The organism is Flavobacterium sp. Flavsp81, assembly GCF_059491325.1.
In genome coordinates this window covers 193,714-210,106 of record NZ_CP168505.1, presented here as the reverse complement: position 1 = coordinate 210,106, position 16,393 = coordinate 193,714, and the positions used below count along the sequence as shown (strand labels likewise).

The following is a 16,393-nucleotide window of genomic DNA, read 5'->3' as shown; positions in this document are numbered from 1 at the left end:
TCTTTTTTGGCTGGAATTATTTTTTAATCTGGTTCAGGATATCGTTCATCATTTCAATTTGCACTTTCTGAATTTCGATTAGTTCCTGTTGCTGGTGCATAATTAAATGATCTATTTTATCATGAATCATTCTGATTTCTAATTCAGATTTCAGGTTAATCATATAATCTTTTTTAGCACGGGTTCTGTCTTTTTCTTCCTGACGATTTTGGCTCATCATAATTACCGGTGCCTGTAATGCAGCTATACACGATAAAATTAAATTCAGTAAGATAAAAGGATACGGATCAAAACCTTTATTAATCAATATAAAAACATTTGCAGCAATCCAGACAACAATAAAAAGTAAAAATGAAATTATAAAGGTCCAGCTTCCGCCAAAGTCAGCTACTTTATCGGCTATTCTTTGTCCAAAATTCCTGGTTTCTTCTTCATCTTCTACAGTACTTACTATTGATTTATCTTCTTTTAAAGATTCGATAACACTTTTTTCAAGATCAGAAAGTGCGCCAATCTCGGTAGATAAATAATTCGAAATGTATTTCTGACGGTATGTATTTAGCTCCTGAATTGCAATAAAATCGGTATCACAAAAAGAAGGATGATCTTTAACAATAAGACCTAAAATAGGATTGTGGACAGATTTACCTGAAACTTTCTCGTTTGCAGGAAATGACAGGTTAGAAATAGCACTTTTAAAAGTCGAGTTATTTTTCATTTTTATATGTTTTACTGGCTAATTTACACATTTAACTTATTAAGAATAACATAAATTATTCTGTTTAAAATTCTTTTTATTTATCACAAATACAATTTTCAAAACAAAATTTCTTTGAACAAATCATATCTTTATTTACAAAAAACATCTTACTTTTAACGTTTCAAATCATTAATTCAATTTATAATTGTGTCAAAAGATCTTATCATACAAAACATAAAAGCTTTAAAAAGCCATTCAAACATAAATTACGGAATCAAAACTAAAACAGAAGATTTTACCGAAAAGCTTTTCTATACCCTGTTTGATTCCAATGCACCTTTAGATCAAAGCATCGATGAGCTCGAAATACGTTTTAAAGAAATTGCTGTTTTAGCCTGTAAAAAACCGGAAAATTTATGCGAGCCAATTTGGGACCGATTTCTTGAAAAATTACCCGGTGTTTTAGAAAAATTAAATCATGATGCCGAATATATTTTAGAAAATGATCCGGCATCCAATAATATCAATGAAGTTTATTTAGGATACCCCGGTTTTTACGCTATAGCCATTTACAGGTTAAGCCATGAATTATATCTTCTGGACTTATTATTATTCTCCAGATTGATGAGTGAATATGCACATCGAATTACAGGAACAGACATTCATGCAGGAGCAAGAATTGCATCCCCTTTTTTTATAGATCACGCTACCGGAATTGTCATTGGAGAAACTACGGTAATTGAAAAATATGTAAAAATTTATCAGGGAGTTACGCTAGGGGCTTTAAGTGTAAGTAAAGATATGAAAAATGCAAAAAGACATCCAACCGTAGAGGCTAATGTGTGTATTTATGCTAATGCCACTATTTTGGGAGGTGAAACGATTATTGGCAAAAATAGTATTATTGGGGGAAATGCCTGGATAACCAAATCTATTCCTGAAGATTCTATCGTCCTGAATACTACTACAACCGAAGTTAAAATAAAAGAAAAAAAATAGAATGAAATCACAAAAATTACTAAACCTGATTGGTAATACTCCGTTAATGGAAACTGTTAATCTGGTTAAAAATAAAAATGTAAAACTTTTACTGAAACTTGAAGGAAATAATCCCGGCGGAAGTGTAAAAGACAGGGCGGCATATAACATGATTGCTTCAGCCCTTGAGAGAGGAGATATAAAAAAAGGAGATAAATTAATTGAAGCAACAAGTGGCAACACCGGAATTGCACTGGCTATGATTGCGCAGTTATTTCAAATAGAAATAGAACTGGTTTTACCAGAAGATTCTACAAAAGAACGCACACAAACCATGCGTGCTTATGGAGCCACGGTTATTTTAACACCCGCCAGCGAAGGAATTATTGGTTCCCGCGATTATGCAGACAAAAAAGTTGCCCAGGGAGGTTATCTGATGTTGAATCAATTTGCTAATGATGACAACTGGAAAGCACATTACAAAACCACAGGTCCTGAAATTTGGAATGACACTGAAGGAAGTGTTACACATTTTGTTTCGGCAATGGGAACAACAGGAACAATCATTGGAACTTCAACTTATTTAAAAGAAAAAAATCAGGCAATTCAAATCATTGGTGCCCAGCCAAGTGACGGATCACAGATTCCAGGGATTAGAAAATGGCCGCAGGAATATTTACCTAAAATTTTTGATGCTTCAAAAGTAGATACAGTTGTTGATGTAAGTGAAGAAGAAGCACGTGAAATGACCAAAAGATTAGCACTCGAAGAAGGTGTTTTTGCAGGAATGAGCAGTGGAGGATCTGTAGCTGTTGCATTAAAAATAGCCGAAAAATTAGAATCAGGAGTTATTGTAGCTGTTATCTGCGATCGGGGAGATCGTTATCTTTCTTCTGATTTATTTGATTAAAAAGAGGTACAAAGGTTCAAAGTTTAAAAACTTAGGACCTAAACCTAAAAAACCTTTGCAACTTTGAACCTATAAACCTTTGTAACTTAAAAAGAAAATGAACTACCGAAAATTAGGCAAAACAAGCTTTAATATATCTGAAATTTCTCTTGGCACCTGGCAGGTTGGAGGAAAATGGGGATCCGCTTTTGATAATAAAACAGCAGACGAACTTTTGAATACCGCAATTGACAATGGTGTTAATTTTATTGATACTGCCGATGTGTACGAAAATGGTTTAAGCGAAACTGCCGTAGGAAGAGTAGTCCGCTCACGATCTGAACGCATTTATATTGCTACAAAATGCGGACGTCATATAAATCCGCATGTTAGTGACGGATATCAGCCTAAAGTGCTTCAGAAATTTGTTGAAGACAGTTTAAAAAGAATGGGATTAGAAACACTTGATCTTATTCAGTTGCACTGTCCTCCTACTGAAGTTTTTTACCGACCTGAGATCTTTGAGCTGTTTGACCGCTTAAAAGATCAGGGGAAAATTTTAAATCTGGGTGTAAGCATCGAAAAAGTAGAAGAAGCACTGAAAGCAATCGAATATTCGAATGTAACAACTGTTCAGATTATTTTTAATTTGTTCCGTCAGCGTCCTTCTCAGTTGTTTTTCTCTGAAGCAAGAAAAAAAGATATCGGAATCATTGCCAGAGTTCCGTTAGCGAGTGGTCTTTTAACAGGTTTATTTGATGCAAAAACAACTTTTGACGCACAAGATCACCGTAATTTTAACCGTAACGGAGATGCTTTTGATAAAGGAGAAACTTTCTCAGGTATTGATTATGATTTGGGTCTAAAAGCTGTTCAGGAATTAAAATCTTTATTTCCTGAAACTCCAAACCTTGCTCCTATTGCTCTTCAATGGATTTTAAGTTTTGATGATATCAGCTGTATTATTCCGGGAGCCTCTAAAACAAGCCATGTGATGTCTAATTTATCTGTTTATGATTTACCAAAATTAACCCCGGAGAAAATTTCGGCAATGAATAAAATTTATGAAGAATATATAAAACCTTCTGTCCATCATTTATGGTAGTTTTTTAAAAATCTTAAATACTGGTCTTCGAATACTTAAAGTTATTATTTTTGTTTTTTGTGTTTTTGCGCAACCTTTTGCAAATCATTGCATCTCTTATAAAAACACTAACTATGAAAAAACTTTCTTTTATCGTATTTGCCATTTGTATACTATTTGCTTCGTGCAGTAATGATGAAAATTCTCAGGAAGAAGATTCTAAAAAATTAGAAAAAATGTACAACGAGATTATTGTAGCTTCTTTAGCTAATTCAGAATCTTGTACAAATCCTGCGGAATGGAATATTACCGGTATTGGAGCTAAAGGTTGCGGGGGATATGCCGGATATATTGTCTATTCTAAAAAAATCAATAACGACGAGTTTCTGGCAAAAGTTAAAAATATACGGATGCCCAAACTGATTATATCAAAAAAAGGGGAGTCATTTCTGATTGCAGTCTTGCAATACAACCAACAGGAGTTGAATGCGTCGAAGGAAAGCCCAAACTTATTTATTCTTCTGGCTTATTAAAGCATCTTTAAGTTTAAAATGTAAGGTCCTAAAAAGTTAATTTTGAGATATGAAAATATAAACTTTTGTACCTTACATTTTTTATTAAAGCTTAAAAAAATGCTCACAAAATCAAATTTTAAAGAATGGTTCGATCGATATAAATATGCTGAGTTAGCAAGTACAAGTGCAGCGCTTACTACTTCACTTTTCAGTAAAATATATAGCGGATTAACAACTGCTTATTTGATTACGTTTGCAGAGTATCTCGCTTTTTACAGTGTTATTTTATTCTCTTCCTATAAAAAATTAACACAACAAAACAAACTTCTTAATAGAAAAACTTATACCAGAGAAGTTCTTTCACTAACAAAAAATTTAATTTTAGAATTTGGTTATCCTGCTTTTTTAGATTTTTTGGTAATCCGTCCGTTTTGTATGTATTGGATGCCCATTCTTTGCGGCAATTATTTTTTCGGAATCATCCTTGGGAAAATCTCAGCAGATTTATGTTTCTACTCCTTTACAATTATCAATTATGAATTAATAAAAAGAAAATAATTATTCTTCTTATGGTTTCACTTTTCCACTTCAGTTTTTGCATTCATATAAAAGATAACAGTTGGGTGTAATTCAAACAGATGTCAGGCTGACCGGAGTCGAAGCTCTTCCAATTGACAAGCCTTCGACTAAGTTTATCCAAAGCGAAGCCGAATGGACTCAGGGGTGACAATGATTTCTGGAAGTGTAAAGAAGTTTTATTCAAATTTATACTTTTGATTTATTTTTTTCAATTACACCAAACGGATAAAAGACAGAACATACTTATATAAAATGAGCTTTTAGTTTTTTGACAACAAGGTTAATTTTTAACCTGCAAACCCATAAATCAAAGAATTTGATAAAATATTTTGGAAATTAAATTTATAAAAGTTTACAAACACTTATTTTTGCGCTATGGGAAGAAAAAATACAGACAAAATTGTCTTTCATCAAATACAAGTTCTTGATGCCGGAGCAAAAGGAGTATCAGTAGCTAAGGCGCCTGACGGAAAAGTAATCTTTATTCCGAATGTCGTTCCTGGTGATGTTGTAGACATACAAACTTTTAAAAAACGTAAAGCATATTACGAAGGTAAGGCAGTTAAATTTCATGAATTATCAGAGCATCGCACTGAGCCAATTTGCCAGCATTTTGGTGTTTGTGGCGGCTGCAAATGGCAGAACATGAAATACAGCCAACAGCTATATTACAAACAAAATGAAGTAAAAAATCATTTACAGCGTATTGGTAAAGTTGAATTGCCTGAATTTGAAAATATCTTAGGTTCTGAAAAACAGTTTTTTTACAGAAACAAAATGGAATTTTCATTTTCGAACAGCCGTTGGTTAACCGAAAAAGAAATTGAAAGCACTGAAGATTTAGGAAACAGAAATGCCTTAGGTTTTCATATTCCAAAAATGTGGGATAAAATTCTTGATATTCAAAAATGTCATTTACAGGAAGATCCTTCAAATGCCATTAGAAATGAAATTAGAGATTTTGCCAATGAGCATAATTTAGCATTTTTTAATCCAAGAGAACAATCAGGTTTATTAAGAACTTTTATGATCCGTACTGCTTCTACAGGAGAAATCATGGTTTTAATTCAGTTTTTTGAAAATGACAAAGCAAACCGTGAATTGGTTTTAGATCATCTTTATGAGAAATTTCCACAAATCACATCATTGCAATATGTGGTAAATTCAAAACAAAATGATACTATTTACGATCAAAATATAAAACTGTATAAAGGCAGGGATTATATTTTGGAAGAAATGGAAGGTTTAAAATTTAGTATTAATGCCAAATCATTTTACCAGACAAACTCAGATCAGGCATATGAATTATACAAAATAACACGCGATTTTGCAGGTCTTTCCGGTGATGAAACTGTTTATGATTTATATACGGGAACTGGAACTATTGCACAATTTGTTTCAAAAAAAGCAAAAAAAGTAATTGGTGTAGAGAGTGTTCCTGAAGCTATTTTGGATGCAAAAGCCAATGCTGAGCGCAATAATATTACGAATTGCGAGTTTTTTGTAGGAGATATGAAAGTCGTTTTCAACGAAGCCTTTATTGCACAACACGGAAAACCGGATGTTATTATTACCGACCCGCCAAGAGACGGAATGCACAAGGATGTTATTGAACAAATCCTGAAAATCGCTCCTGAAAAAGTCGTGTATGTAAGCTGTAACTCAGCAACACAAGCAAGAGATCTGGCTTTAATGGATGAAAAATACAAAGTAACACGTGTCCGGCCGGTAGATATGTTTCCGCAAACGCATCATGTCGAAAATGTTGTACTTTTAGAACTTAGATAACATAATTATAAATGAAAAAAATTCTTTATTTTTTATTGCCTTTTACTTTTGGCTTATCAAGTTGCGAAAAAGATGATATTTGCGATGCAAATACACCAACTACTCCCCGACTGATAATTTCGTTTTATTATATTACAACACCTTCTTTAAAACAAAATGTAACCCGTTTAAAAGTAATTGGCGAAGATCAGCCAGAAGGTATTGTTTTTAATAAAAGTGCTATTGACGAAACAAAATATTTAACAAGTGGTGATTCTATAGCAATTCCGTTAAAAACAGATAAGGACAGTGCAACCTTTTCCTTTATTTTAAATTCAAACAGTACTAATGCAGCACTTTCTAATACAGATCAGATAAAAATTAATTATACAAGGCAAAATGTATATGTTTCAAGAGCCTGTGGTTTTAAAACAATTTACAAATTAGCTATTCAAAATCCATTAGAAGTAACAGATTCCGGAAATGATGGATTATGGATTCAGTTGGCTGAACCGGAAAACTCTAATATTGAATTTGAAAATGAAACACATGTCAAAGTATTTTTTTAGTATTTGTTTATTGTTTTCAATGTTTTTGGTTCAGGCACAAGATACAGAAACAACAATAACAAAAGAAATCATCCAGGAAAAACCAAAACCTGTAGCCAAAAAAGATGTTCAGGAAACTGCTAAAGACAGTGTTCCTCCAAAAACTGACCGTTATGGTCTGCGTGTAGGTGTTGATTTGTTTAAGCTATCACGTGGCTTTTATGACAAAAATTATAAAGGTGTAGAGTTTGTAGGTGATTTTCGACTGACAAAAAAGTACTACATAGCAGCCGAACTTGGTATTGAAGATAAAACTACTGATGACGATCGATTAAATTCGACTGCAACCGGAACGTATATAAAAGGAGGTTTCGATTATAATGCCTATCAAAACTGGCTTGATATGGAAAACCTGATTACAATAGGTCTCCGCGGAGGTTTTAGTACTTTTAGCCAACAATTAAATACTTATAAAATCTATAATCCAAATCCTTACTGGGGAGAACAGCAAACAATAGTTTCCGGAGAAAAATATACTGGTCTGACTGCTGCCTGGGCCGAAGTTTGTTTAGGCGTAAAAGCTAAAGTATTTAATAATGTGTTTGTCGGTTTTGGTTTTCAATTGAAACTATTAATAGCCAACAAAGAGCCTGATAACTTTGAAAACTTATATATTCCGGGATTCAACAGAACTTATGACGGAAACTTTGGAATAGGGTTTAATTATACTGTTTCCTACTTTATACCGCTTTACAAGAAAAAAGTAATTATTCCTGAGATTAAAAAAGAAGCTCCTAAAAAATAATTGTCCTTAAAATAATAAGCCACAAATTCGCGAATTTGTGGCTGTTACTTTTTACTCAATTTGCAAGTACTTTTTTATCCTATTTCCTTGATTCCTTTTATGAAAATCCATTTCACATAAAGCTTTTCCCCATCTTTCGTTTTCAGGGCCTTAAATTGTGGTGCAATTAAAGTTGCCACAATAAAAGCAGTCATTGGTATCCAGATTCCTGTTAGTCCTGAATATTCTGCAATTATAAATCTTCCAAGAATAAATAAAATCGCGAAACATCCTAATTGATATAAAAAAGCTCTGATTTGTAGTTTTGTCATTTCTTTTAAAGTTGCTAAGGTTCTGAGATACTAAACTGCTGAGCTATTTTTCGTCGAACCTTAATTGTTAATTTCTTATTTTACACTAAACTCTGAGATAGAAAGCTAAAATCTTAATAATTTAGGATCTTATTCAGAAACCTGAAATTTCGTTCTCTTGCTTCCTTCGTACATCTCGTATTTTACCAAACGTGCTTCTAAACTGGCATTGAAAAGTTTTATTTTGCGTGAAGGTTTTAATCCCACAAATTTCAGGGCTTCAAGATTAGCTGTGATAAACCAGGCGTTTGTTCCCGGATAGCTTTTCTTTAAAGTATCTCCAATATTTTTGTAAAATTCTTCCATATGAATATCCAGTCGCTCATCATACGGTGGATTAAAAACCATATGCAATTTTCCTTCTACAGCTTTTTCAGTATCAAAAAAGTTATTTTCCTCAATAGAAATATAATCATCCAGATTGGCATTTTTAATATTGTCCTTAGCCTTTTGAACGGCACTTGGTGCTTTATCAAACCCTTTAATAGTATAATGAAATTCCTTTGTTTTTTTCATCAGGCTGTTTACAATCTGATCAAATAAATCATTATCCCAGTCTTTCCATTTTTCGAAAGCAAATTCTTTTCTGTTGATATTTGCCGGAATATTACAGGCAATCATTGCTGCTTCTGCTAAAAAAGTTCCTGAACCGCACATTGGATCCAAAAAGTGACTCTGACCTTCCCAGCCTGACAACAACAAAATTCCTGCTGCCAAAACCTCATTAATAGGTGCAATATTGGTTGCAGTCCTGTAACCACGCTGATGCAATGAATTCCCTGAAGTATCTAAAGCTACAGATACCTGGTCTTTGTCGATATGAACGTTGATTCTTAAGTCCGGAAAAGCTTTATCAATACTCGGACGCTGACCTGTTCTTTCTCTAAACTGATCAACAATCGCATCTTTACATTTCTGAGAAACAAATTCTGAGTGATTAAAATAAGTCGAATGCACTGTGGCATCTATAACAAAAGTTTGGTTTGCATTTAGCAATTTCGACCAGTTTACACCTGAAATTCCTTTATATAAAGCCTGTTCGTTATTAGCTCTGAATGAGTAAATTGGTTTTAAAACTTTAAGAGCAGTTCTTAGCGATAAATTGGCTTTGTACATAAAACCTTTATCACCTTTAAAACTCACCATTCTCACTCCTTTTTCGACATCCTGAGCACCAAGATCCCGTAATTCTTTTTCTAATATCTCTTCAAAACCAAAAAAACATTTGGCTATCATTCTAAAATTTTCTTCCATCTTTATAAATTCCATCATTAAAGATGCACGGCAGTGCATCTCTACATCACAACATTGTTATTAGGTATCGTCGCGAAATAGTTATTTTTCGGCAAAAATACACTAAATTTGCCGGACTTTGAATTAATTGAAATAGAATAAATGTCTGACGCACCTAACTCATCAACACCTAATCAGGATCGTAATACTGAAAACTGGTTTACTTCATGGTTTGATACTCCGTATTATCATATTCTTTATAAAGATCGAAATTACAGGGAAGCCCAGATTTTTATGGACAACCTGACGCATTATCTAAACTTGCCTGAAAAAGCAAAAGTCCTTGACTTAGCCTGCGGAAAAGGACGCCACTCTATTTATCTAAATCAATTAGGTTTTAATGTTTTAGGAGCTGATTTGTCTGAAAACAGTATTGCCGAAGCCAGCAAAAACAGTAACGAAACCCTTCATTTTAAAGTGCACGATATGCGTGAACCTTTTGAGGAAAAATTCGATGCTATTTTTAATTTATTTACGAGCTTTGGTTATTTCGAAAGTGACGATGATAACTTAACAACCTTAAAAGCAATCAAAGAAAGTTTATCTGAATACGGTTTCGCCGTCATTGACTTTATGAATGTGGCTCAGGTAATCGAAACTTTGGTTCCTGAAGAAGTTAAAACCGTTGACGGAATCGATTTTAAAATCAAAAGATACGTTGAAGACGGGCATATTTTTAAAGAAATTGATTTTGAAGACCAAGGCAGAAAATATCATTTTACCGAAAAAGTAAAAGCCTTAACGCTAAAAGATTTTGAAGAATTAATGGCCGAAGCCGGAATTTTTCTCTTAGATATTTTTGGGGATTATAAACTCAAAAAATTCCACAAAACCGAAAGCGAACGATTAATCATGATTTTTAAATAAATTGGTAAATCAACAAATGAATTATCTATTACCCTTATTTTCAGTACTTTTAGGATATATCGTGGCTTTGTTTCTAAAACCAAAAAACAAAACCAATCTAAAATTATTGCTCGCGTTTAGCGGTTCATTCTTATTATCGTTAACTGTAATGCATTTGTTGCCGGAAGTTTACGAATCGCACAATCACAATATTGGTTTATTTATCATGATCGGAATTTTATTTCAGATCATTCTTGAGTTTTTCTCCAAAGGGGCAGAACACGGACATGTTCACGGACATGCAAAAATGTCTCAGATTCCGTGGCTGCTTTTTATAAGTCTTTGTATTCACGCGTTTTTAGAAGGTTTTCCAGTAAGTCATCATCATGGTCTGGCTATTGGAATTGCCATTCATCATTTACCGATTGCCGTGATTCTAACAACTTTTTTCATTAACGCAAGTTTAAATAAAAAAGCCATTTTTGCTTTCATGTTAACTTTCGCTATCATGACGCCTTTAGGAACTGTGGCTTCAGAATATTTACCTTTTTTAAATAATTATTACACCGAAATAACAGCAATAGTAATCGGAATACTATTCCATATTTCATCGACAATTATTTTTGAAAGCAGTGAAGGACACAAATTCAATATTGCCAAAGTTTCCATGATCGTTCTCGGAATTTTATTGGCATTTCTATTATAATTAGGGCGTGACCAAATTCACAAAAGGCGCTATTTAACAAACCGCTTATGTGCGCCTTTCGCAAATCCGGTCGGGCTGTATGCGCTACTTCGGTAGCCAGCGTCCATTCCTCACGCAATAAAACAAAAGAAAATCTCGTGTTTTCATTTTCATAATTCAATTTTCTAATTGACTAATTATTAATTCCCCGTTCTCTTTCTCTCTTCCTGATTTCCAAAATTGCGTTCCTTTACGTTTATCTTTTTATTACCAAAATTGTAAACCACAGACAAACGGACAAATCGATTACTTTCATTTTGGCTGTAAACCTGCTTGACACCATTTACAACCGAAGTAAAATCTTTTAAATAAGAAGTATTAAAAATATCATTTGCCAAAAATGCAATCTGCATCGTTTTATTAAACAAATCCTGTTTGAAACCAATATCAAAACCCGAGGCGTATCCTACTTCATACAAACCACCTTTAAAAGGACTTGTATACGAAAAATCGATTTGTAACTTTGTTGTTTTGCCTAATACAAAAGTGTTATTTGTAGAAAAATCAATTTGTAAACTATTTGATGGCACTGCATTAATAGCTGCAATAAATTTTGTTTTTGCACCTAAAAAGTACAATGAATTCTCACTTGACCACCAATCTGTAAAAGTTGCCGAATAACTTTCTCCAACACCATAATTTAAATTTTTAAAATAATTCTCACGCGTTATAATCTGCGTATTCGTTTCCGGGTTTGACGTAAATAAAACGCCGTAACCATTTGTAACAGAATTGACAAAAACACTGGTTCTCAAAATTTCTTTATAAGAATGTGCCAACTCAAAATTGTCACTGAACGAAGGCTTTAAAAACGGATTTCCTTCTGAATAACTATTACTGTTGATGTAAATGCGAAACGGATTCAATAAATCAAAACGAGGCCTGTTGATTCTTTTTCCGTAATTCAAACTAAAAATATTATTTTCGTTTTTCTGGTAAGAAGCATAAACTGTTGGAAATAATTTTAAATAATTATTTTCTGTTTCCTGATTCAAAGTTTCCGAAAATCCGGTAGTTTGGGTATTTTCCAACCTCAATCCCAATTGAAAATTCCATTTTTCATTCAGTTTTTTATCTGCATTAATATAAACCGCCTGATTATTTTCAGTGTACTTAAATCGGTTTGACTGATTTGGATCTAATTCCGGATTTCCGGAAATTGTATTGTAGTAAAGTACATCGCTGATACTGTTTGTAAAACTCATTTTAGCACCGTAAGACAAATTGATCGTCTGAAACGGATGTTCCATATCGGCCTTAAAACTCCAGTTGTCAATATCCTGATTCGAAATATTTCTTCCAGACTGATTTACATCCACAAATGTCATATCTGGCGTATAATTATTAGCAACAAAATTTCTATCGAATTTCGAATTGTAATTAAAATAATCCACATCGAATGAAAGCTTTCTTTTTAGAGAATCTAATTTGGTTATCAGGTGTGCATTATACGTTTGATTGCCAAATCCTTTGTCAGTATTACTTTTATTGATCGTAATATCCTCCAGTTCATTTTGAGTATTATATTTATTAATTGTAATATCCGATTTAAAGTCCGGATTATTTCTGTCATTTAAAAATTGAAAACCAACTGTTGTACGTTCAGAAAAATCATAGTCTAAAGCTATTTTTCCGGAAAGATTTTCGCTTTTTACTTTTGTTGTGCTTTTCATATGTGAAAGTCCATCTGAAAAATACATTTTTAAGTCATCTGTAGCATTTAAATAACCTGTTTTTGCATTAACACCGGCAGAAAAACGAAACTTGTTTTTATTGTAAAAGAAATTATCTCTTAAAGTATAAATTCCGTACTTATTTTGATCGTAAGAAACTGTAGTAGTGTTTTTCCATGAATCACGAACTCCTTTTTTCATTATAACATTAATCAATCCACCAGTTCCCTCCGCTTCATATTTCGCCGGAGGATTGCTTATAATTTCAATATTTTTAATATCACCGGCAGATATTGATTTCAGGAAGTTATTCAATTCTTCGCCCGTTAATTCAATCATCCTTCCGTCAATCATAACGCGAGAAGTTCCTTTTCCTAAAATATTGATTGTATTATTTCTGACTACAACTCCCGGTGCAGTATTAATGGCGCTTAAAGCATCGCCTCCCACATTTGTAATATTATTTTCTAAGTTGTAAACCAAACGATCTGTTTTCTGTTCGATTATTTTCTTTTTAGACTGAACAACAACTTCAACTAATTTGGTTGCATTTTCTTTTAGGATAATGGTTCCCAAATCGGTATCATTTTCTATCGAAATTTCTTTTTCGTATTCTTCAAATCCCAAAAGGCTAATGCCTATCTTATAAGAACCTTTTTTAAGATTGATTTCAAAAATGCCATCTTGTTTGGTTGTAGTTCCATCAATAATTTTTCCTTCTGAATTTAAGATTGAGATATCTGCCCATTCTAAAGATGTCGTTTCGCTTGCTGTTTTCCCTTTTAATTTAAATGTTAATTGTGCTAAGCAAAAAAATGGCAATAATAAAAAGATAAGGAGGTTTACTGTTTTCATAATTTCTAGTTTTAACTTGTTCGATTAATTTGAAGCAAAGTTGCCTTAGAAATTTTCCGGATTCGACCGACAAAAAAAAGTCGAACCATTTTCTGTTCAGGAAATTGGTTCGACTTTTTAAGGTACGAAGTACGACTTTTTACAAGCTACTAATTATGAGGCATTTCGGTAAGCTGTAGGCGTTAAATTGGTGTATTTTTTAAAAGAAGTATTAAACGAAGATTTGGAGTTAAAACCTACTTCATATAAAATTTCTAAAACGGTAAGGTCGCTTTTAGACTTATCTTTTAAAATACCCATTGCTTTTTGAATTCGATATTCATTCACAAAATCAAAAAAGTGCTGATCCATTTTATGATTAATCAAAACAGATAAATCCCGAACCGGGATATCAATTTGATTGGCCAATTCCTGAATGGTAAGCGACGGGTCAAGAAAAGGTTCTTTTTCAGCCATGTATTGTTTCAATATTGAAATTTGAGTGGCAATTGTTTCGTTATGATTTTCTTTTATTTCGGTTGTGTCAGTTTCCTCATTCGGAAGAATATCTTTCGTCAATTTTAGTTTAGAATTGATTCCCCTAAAAAGTTCCGGATGATTAAGGGCTTTCATTACTAACCAACAAGTAATAAATAATGCTGCAGTTCCTACCACTACATTTAACCAAAGAAATATCTGTCTGTAATCGCTGTAACGCAATACATTTTTTAATGCCACCAAACAGTGTGCAACAAGAAAAACAGTGGTCATCTGAAAAAGGTACTTGTAAGTTAAAGAACTCGGATTGGCATAATTTTCCAGATAAATCTCTTTATATTTTTTTAAAATTAAAAATGTGCTGACAATATAAAACACGTATTGAAATTCAATTAAAACCTGAATAAGGACTATTTCAGGCATTTGGTCAATTGAATCAAAAAGTTCATTAGTGCCATTTGCCAAATAAAGTCTCGGAAGAAAAATTAAATTCACTACAATAATTGGAAGTAAATGCACCAAATGTTTCCACTTTAATCTAAAATCAGAATAACAAACTGCTAATACATAAAGGTAAAATAATGGCATTGCAAGTAAACAGACTGTCCATCTGAAAATTACCAAATTCAGATAATCCTGAATATAATCGTAAACGAAAAAGCCACTAAGGTCAATAGCCGAAACAATAAAAAACCACGCAAATAAACGATTCGCCAATTTATTCTCGGTTTTAACGGTATATAGAAAAAATGCCATCAGTAAAGACACAAAAACCGAGATTTTGGCAATCCCCTGCAGTAAGCTTAATCTATCCATTTATCTTTTAATATTTAACAAATATAATATTTAGTTCTTTCAAAAAGCTTCTGAAAATTGCAATAAAAAATAGTAATTTTGGGCAAGACCAATTATACGAAAAATGACCTTCACAAAAACTACAGAACAAGCGTCAAAGTACGAACATTTAGAAAAAATGTCGGTTCACGAACTGCTTACAAATATCAATAATGAAGACAAAACTGTTCCTGCTGCAGTTGAAAAAGCTATACCGCAAATTGAAGCTTTAGTGGCGCAGGTTGTTGCTAAATTAAAACTGGGCGGGCGACTATTTTATATCGGAGCAGGAACCTCCGGGCGTTTGGGCGTTGTAGATGCTTCTGAATGTCCTCCTACTTTTGGTGTCCCGTTTGATTTGGTAAACGGAATCATTGCAGGCGGAGATACTGCCATTCGTCGTGCCGTAGAAAATGCCGAAGATAATGCAACTCAGGCCTGGATAGATTTACAAGCACATAATATAGGCACAAATGATTCCGTTATTGGTATTGCCGCATCAGGAACAACTCCTTACGTTATTGGTGGTTTAGAAACCTGCAATCAAAATAATATTTTAACAGGTTGTATTACCTGCAATGCGGGAAGCCCTTTGGCACTAACAGCTAAGTTTCCTATTGAAGTTGTGGTTGGTCCCGAATTCGTTACCGGAAGCTCCAGAATGAAAGCAGGAACTGCTCAGAAATTAGTTTTGAATATGATTTCTACTGCAGCTATGATTCAGCTTGGAAAAGTGAAAGGAAATAAAATGGTTGATATGCAATTGAGCAACATCAAACTGGTTGATCGTGGTGTGAAAATGATTATGGGAGAAATTCCGGTTTCATATGAAGAAGCTTCTGAATTATTAAAAAAATACGGAAGTGTTAGAAATGCTGTAGAGAATTACAATAATTAAGTGAAATGTTTTTTGTGAAATGTGAAATGCAAACTATTATAAGTTCGCAAAACCTAAAACGAAAAAAAACTGAAACTTGAAACTTTCAAAAACAAAAAACAAATGGCTACAAATAAAGAATTATTAGGAAAAGGAATTAAATACTTATCAGGTTCACTGCCTCTTTTATTTATTGGCCCTTCGTTGATTTATAATGCTTTTATGAATCAGCATACAAATTGGCATTATTTAGTTTTAGGTGTTGGAATTGTAGCTTGTTTAAGCGCTATGTTTTTAATTTTTTACGGATTGAAAATCATCATGAAGGGTTTGTTTAATGACTAATTTGTATCTTTACTAAAATTCACAATTATGGATATTCAAGCAGAATTAAATTGGATTCATCAGGAAATTGATAAGGTAAAAGATCCTTCTTTTGTCGAAAAATTGAAACATCTTTTACAATCCATAAACAACTCAAATGTTGACTCGGATGCAGCTTACAATTTAGACATTGAAAATGCATTAGAAAATATTAAAAATGGTAAGTTTTATACTTAAGATCAAGCCAAAGAAAT

At 33.0% G+C, this 16,393-nt stretch carries 18 protein-coding genes; 13 read left to right on the top strand and 5 right to left on the bottom strand.

Going from position 1 to position 16,393, the window contains the following annotated elements; translation table 11 throughout:
• Positions 1–16 precede the first annotated feature (16 nt).
• Positions 17–718 (bottom strand): DUF1003 domain-containing protein, encoded by a 702-nt coding sequence (locus ACEN92_RS00860; RefSeq protein WP_495640482.1) that lies wholly within the window; start codon positions 716–718, stop codon positions 17–19.
• 189 nt (positions 719–907) lie between these two features.
• On the opposite strand from ACEN92_RS00860, the gene ACEN92_RS00855 reads away from it, so the two are divergent.
• From ACEN92_RS00855 to ACEN92_RS00820, 8 genes are all read left to right on the top strand, one after another.
• A complete protein-coding gene (locus ACEN92_RS00855; protein WP_495640481.1) occupies positions 908–1,699 on the top strand; it encodes a serine O-acetyltransferase in 792 nt (263 codons plus the stop codon).
• A 1-nt stretch (position 1,700) separates the two neighbouring features.
• Entirely contained in the window at positions 1,701–2,588 is an 888-nt protein-coding gene (gene cysM / locus ACEN92_RS00850) for a cysteine synthase CysM (RefSeq protein WP_495640480.1), read from the top strand.
• 97 nt (positions 2,589–2,685) lie between these two features.
• Complete coding sequence (locus ACEN92_RS00845) at positions 2,686–3,672, top strand: aldo/keto reductase (protein ID WP_495640479.1); 987 nt, start codon at positions 2,686–2,688, stop codon at positions 3,670–3,672.
• 113 nt (positions 3,673–3,785) lie between these two features.
• A complete protein-coding gene (locus ACEN92_RS00840; protein WP_495640478.1) occupies positions 3,786–4,184 on the top strand; it encodes a hypothetical protein in 399 nt (132 codons plus the stop codon).
• A gap of 99 nt (positions 4,185–4,283) precedes the next feature.
• Positions 4,284–4,724 carry a hypothetical protein gene (locus tag ACEN92_RS00835; protein WP_495640477.1) on the top strand — a complete coding sequence of 147 codons (441 nt, stop codon included), beginning with the start codon at positions 4,284–4,286 and terminating at the stop codon, positions 4,722–4,724.
• A 396-nt stretch (positions 4,725–5,120) separates the two neighbouring features.
• Entirely contained in the window at positions 5,121–6,533 is a 1,413-nt protein-coding gene (rlmD, locus tag ACEN92_RS00830) for a 23S rRNA (uracil(1939)-C(5))-methyltransferase RlmD (protein WP_495640476.1), read from the top strand.
• A gap of 11 nt (positions 6,534–6,544) precedes the next feature.
• Positions 6,545–7,081 (top strand): DUF6452 family protein, encoded by a 537-nt coding sequence (locus ACEN92_RS00825; protein ID WP_495640475.1) that lies wholly within the window; start codon positions 6,545–6,547, stop codon positions 7,079–7,081.
• The gene (locus tag ACEN92_RS00820) at positions 7,053–7,865 is read left to right on the top strand and encodes a DUF6048 family protein (protein ID WP_495640474.1); all 813 of its coding nucleotides are present in this window, start codon (positions 7,053–7,055) and stop codon (positions 7,863–7,865) included. The genes ACEN92_RS00825 and ACEN92_RS00820 overlap by 29 nt, the downstream gene beginning before the upstream one ends.
• A gap of 74 nt (positions 7,866–7,939) precedes the next feature.
• On the opposite strand, the gene ACEN92_RS00815 is transcribed toward ACEN92_RS00820, so the two are convergent.
• Positions 7,940–8,176 carry a hypothetical protein gene (locus tag ACEN92_RS00815; protein ID WP_495640473.1) on the bottom strand — a complete coding sequence of 79 codons (237 nt, stop codon included), beginning with the start codon at positions 8,174–8,176 and terminating at the stop codon, positions 7,940–7,942.
• Between the two features lie 129 nt (positions 8,177–8,305).
• Entirely contained in the window at positions 8,306–9,469 is a 1,164-nt protein-coding gene (locus tag ACEN92_RS00810; RefSeq protein ID WP_495640472.1) for a THUMP domain-containing class I SAM-dependent RNA methyltransferase, read from the bottom strand.
• 141 nt (positions 9,470–9,610) lie between these two features.
• On the opposite strand from ACEN92_RS00810, the gene ACEN92_RS00805 reads away from it, so the two are divergent.
• Both ACEN92_RS00805 and ACEN92_RS00800 read left to right on the top strand, forming a co-directional pair.
• Positions 9,611–10,375, top strand: coding sequence for a class I SAM-dependent methyltransferase (locus ACEN92_RS00805; RefSeq protein ID WP_495640471.1), 765 nt, complete (start codon positions 9,611–9,613; stop codon positions 10,373–10,375).
• A gap of 16 nt (positions 10,376–10,391) precedes the next feature.
• Positions 10,392–11,060 carry a ZIP family metal transporter gene (locus ACEN92_RS00800; protein WP_495640470.1) on the top strand — a complete coding sequence of 223 codons (669 nt, stop codon included), beginning with the start codon at positions 10,392–10,394 and terminating at the stop codon, positions 11,058–11,060.
• A 179-nt stretch (positions 11,061–11,239) separates the two neighbouring features.
• Here the strand turns inward: ACEN92_RS00800 and ACEN92_RS00795 are convergent, their stop codons facing one another.
• Together ACEN92_RS00795 and ACEN92_RS00790 are read right to left on the bottom strand one after the other, a co-directional pair.
• Complete coding sequence (locus tag ACEN92_RS00795; RefSeq protein WP_495640469.1) at positions 11,240–13,627, bottom strand: TonB-dependent receptor; 2,388 nt, start codon at positions 13,625–13,627, stop codon at positions 11,240–11,242.
• Between the two features lie 153 nt (positions 13,628–13,780).
• Entirely contained in the window at positions 13,781–14,920 is a 1,140-nt protein-coding gene (locus ACEN92_RS00790) for a helix-turn-helix domain-containing protein (RefSeq protein WP_495640468.1), read from the bottom strand.
• A 103-nt stretch (positions 14,921–15,023) separates the two neighbouring features.
• Between ACEN92_RS00790 and murQ the strand changes: the two genes are divergently transcribed.
• From murQ to ACEN92_RS00775, 3 genes are all read left to right on the top strand, one after another.
• Entirely contained in the window at positions 15,024–15,836 is an 813-nt protein-coding gene (gene murQ / locus ACEN92_RS00785) for an N-acetylmuramic acid 6-phosphate etherase (protein WP_495640467.1), read from the top strand.
• A 102-nt stretch (positions 15,837–15,938) separates the two neighbouring features.
• Positions 15,939–16,160 (top strand): DUF6095 family protein, encoded by a 222-nt coding sequence (locus ACEN92_RS00780; protein WP_495640466.1) that lies wholly within the window; start codon positions 15,939–15,941, stop codon positions 16,158–16,160.
• A 27-nt stretch (positions 16,161–16,187) separates the two neighbouring features.
• Positions 16,188–16,376 carry a hypothetical protein gene (locus tag ACEN92_RS00775; RefSeq protein ID WP_495640465.1) on the top strand — a complete coding sequence of 63 codons (189 nt, stop codon included), beginning with the start codon at positions 16,188–16,190 and terminating at the stop codon, positions 16,374–16,376.
• The last annotated feature ends 17 nt before the right edge of the window (positions 16,377–16,393 follow it).

Coding starts and splice junctions, on each gene's coding strand:
- ACEN92_RS00845 (WP_495640479.1), top strand. CDS start 2,686: ATGAACTACCGAAAATTAGGCAAAACAAGCTTTAATATATCTGAAATT.
- ACEN92_RS00805 (WP_495640471.1), top strand. CDS start 9,611: ATGTCTGACGCACCTAACTCATCAACACCTAATCAGGATCGTAATACT.
- ACEN92_RS00790 (WP_495640468.1), bottom strand. CDS start 14,920: ATGGATAGATTAAGCTTACTGCAGGGGATTGCCAAAATCTCGGTTTTT.
- ACEN92_RS00820 (WP_495640474.1), top strand. CDS start 7,053: ATGAAACACATGTCAAAGTATTTTTTTAGTATTTGTTTATTGTTTTCA.
- ACEN92_RS00795 (WP_495640469.1), bottom strand. CDS start 13,627: ATGAAAACAGTAAACCTCCTTATCTTTTTATTATTGCCATTTTTTTGC.
- ACEN92_RS00815 (WP_495640473.1), bottom strand. CDS start 8,176: ATGACAAAACTACAAATCAGAGCTTTTTTATATCAATTAGGATGTTTC.
- ACEN92_RS00800 (WP_495640470.1), top strand. CDS start 10,392: ATGAATTATCTATTACCCTTATTTTCAGTACTTTTAGGATATATCGTG.
- murQ (WP_495640467.1), top strand. CDS start 15,024: ATGACCTTCACAAAAACTACAGAACAAGCGTCAAAGTACGAACATTTA.
- ACEN92_RS00825 (WP_495640475.1), top strand. CDS start 6,545: ATGAAAAAAATTCTTTATTTTTTATTGCCTTTTACTTTTGGCTTATCA.
- ACEN92_RS00840 (WP_495640478.1), top strand. CDS start 3,786: ATGAAAAAACTTTCTTTTATCGTATTTGCCATTTGTATACTATTTGCT.
- rlmD (WP_495640476.1), top strand. CDS start 5,121: ATGGGAAGAAAAAATACAGACAAAATTGTCTTTCATCAAATACAAGTT.
- ACEN92_RS00810 (WP_495640472.1), bottom strand. CDS start 9,469: ATGGAAGAAAATTTTAGAATGATAGCCAAATGTTTTTTTGGTTTTGAA.
- ACEN92_RS00835 (WP_495640477.1), top strand. CDS start 4,284: ATGCTCACAAAATCAAATTTTAAAGAATGGTTCGATCGATATAAATAT.
- cysM (WP_495640480.1), top strand. CDS start 1,701: ATGAAATCACAAAAATTACTAAACCTGATTGGTAATACTCCGTTAATG.
- ACEN92_RS00775 (WP_495640465.1), top strand. CDS start 16,188: ATGGATATTCAAGCAGAATTAAATTGGATTCATCAGGAAATTGATAAG.
- ACEN92_RS00780 (WP_495640466.1), top strand. CDS start 15,939: ATGGCTACAAATAAAGAATTATTAGGAAAAGGAATTAAATACTTATCA.
- ACEN92_RS00860 (WP_495640482.1), bottom strand. CDS start 718: ATGAAAAATAACTCGACTTTTAAAAGTGCTATTTCTAACCTGTCATTT.